The organism is Streptomyces sp. NPDC056948, assembly GCF_042674225.1.
GTDB classification, from domain to species: Bacteria; Actinomycetota; Actinomycetes; order Streptomycetales; family Streptomycetaceae; genus Streptomyces; species Streptomyces purpurascens.
Window position 1 is genome coordinate 1 of record NZ_JBHUQX010000789.1, and the last position, 1,639, is coordinate 1,639.

Annotated in this window: 1 protein-coding gene; it reads left to right on the top strand. The window is 70.2% G+C overall.

Annotated elements, in window-relative coordinates; genetic code table 11:
* A partial coding sequence (locus ACFTZL_RS44735) for a PTS fructose transporter subunit IIC (RefSeq protein ID WP_382596337.1) occupies positions 1–1,544 on the top strand: 1,544 nt, incomplete at its 5' end.
* Positions 1,545–1,639 lie beyond the last annotated feature (95 nt).

The window sequence follows — 1,639 nt, forward strand, 5'->3', positions numbered from 1 at the left end:
CGGTCACTGACGACGACTCCGGGGCCGATGGAGCTCCCGAGGAGCGCCCGTTCCGCATCGTCGCCGTCACCTCCTGTCCCACCGGCATCGCCCACACCTACATGGCCGCCGAGTCGCTGGAGAACGCCGGCAGTGAGGCGGGCGTCGAGGTCACTGTCGAGACACAGGGCTCGGCCGGTTTCACCCGGCTCGACCCGGAGGTCATCGCGGCGGCGGACGGCGTGATCTTCGCCCACGACGTCTCCGTACGGGAGAAGGACCGGTTCGCCGGCAAGCCGACCGTCGACGTCGGTGTGAAGGCGGGCATCAACCGCCCCGCCGAACTCATCGCCGAGGTCCGCGAGAAGGCCGCGCGCGGCGAGGTCACCTCCGGCTCCCCGGGCGCCACGCCCGTCGAGCGCACCGGCGACTCCGGTGAGGGCTACGGCACCAAGCTGCGCAAGTGGCTGATGTCCGGCGTCAGTTACATGGTCCCGTTCGTCGCGGCGGGCGGTCTGCTCATCGCCCTCGGCTTCGCGATCGGCGGCTACAAGGTCGACAAGGCCCCGTCGGTGATGGACCACTTCCTGTGGACGCAGGCCGACAGCTGGGCGGCCCTGCTCTTCCAGATCGGCGGCGTCGCCTTCGGCTTCCTCGTCCCGGTCCTGGCCGGCTACATCGCCTACGGCATGGCCGACCGGCCCGGACTCGTGCCCGGCTTCGTCGGCGGCTCGATCGCCCTGACCATCAACGCCGGCTTCCTCGGCGGCCTGGCGGCCGGTCTGATCGCCGGTGGCGTGGTGATCGCGATCCAGAAGGTGAACATCCCGCCGGCGCTGCGCGGCATCATGCCGGTGGTGGTGATCCCGCTGATCTCTTCGGCGATCGTCGGGTTCCTGATGTTCGTCGTCATCGGCAAGCCCATCGCCGAGGCGCAGAAGGGCATGACCGACTGGCTGAACGGCCTGTCCGGCAGCAACGCCATCCTGCTCGGTGCCCTCCTCGGCCTGATGATGTGCTTCGACCTCGGCGGCCCCGTCAACAAGGTCGCCTACACCTTCGCCACGGCCGGTATCGCGGTGTCCGACCCCAGCGACTCCGCGATGAAGATCATGGCGGCGGTCATGGCGGCCGGCATGGTGCCCCCGCTGGCGATGGCCCTGGCCACGACCGTGCGCGGCAAGCTCTTTAACGCGACCGAGCGCGAGAACGGCAAGGCCGCCTGGGTGCTCGGCGCCTCCTTCATCTCCGAGGGCGCGATCCCGTTCGCCGCGGCCGACCCGCTGCGCGTCATCCCGGCCTCCATGGCGGGCGGCGCGATCACCGGTGCCCTGTCGATGGTCTTCGGCGCCACCCTGCGCGCTCCGCACGGCGGCATCTTCGTGGTCCCGCTGATCGGCAACCCGTTCCTCTACCTGGTCGCCATCGCCGCGGGTGTCTGCGTCACGACGGCCCTGGTGGTCGTCCTGAAGGGCATGCGCAAGCAGGCCCCGGGAGCCACCGCGGCACCCGGCGAGGGCACTGCGGCCCCGGCGGCGGAGACCAAGCAGCCGGTGGCGGCGTGACACCCGTTGCGGTCCGTCCCTTTCGGGGTATGTGAACCGTTCACGTCACCTGCGAGATAGATCACGAAAATCACGGCCCGGGACCGAAGTCCCGG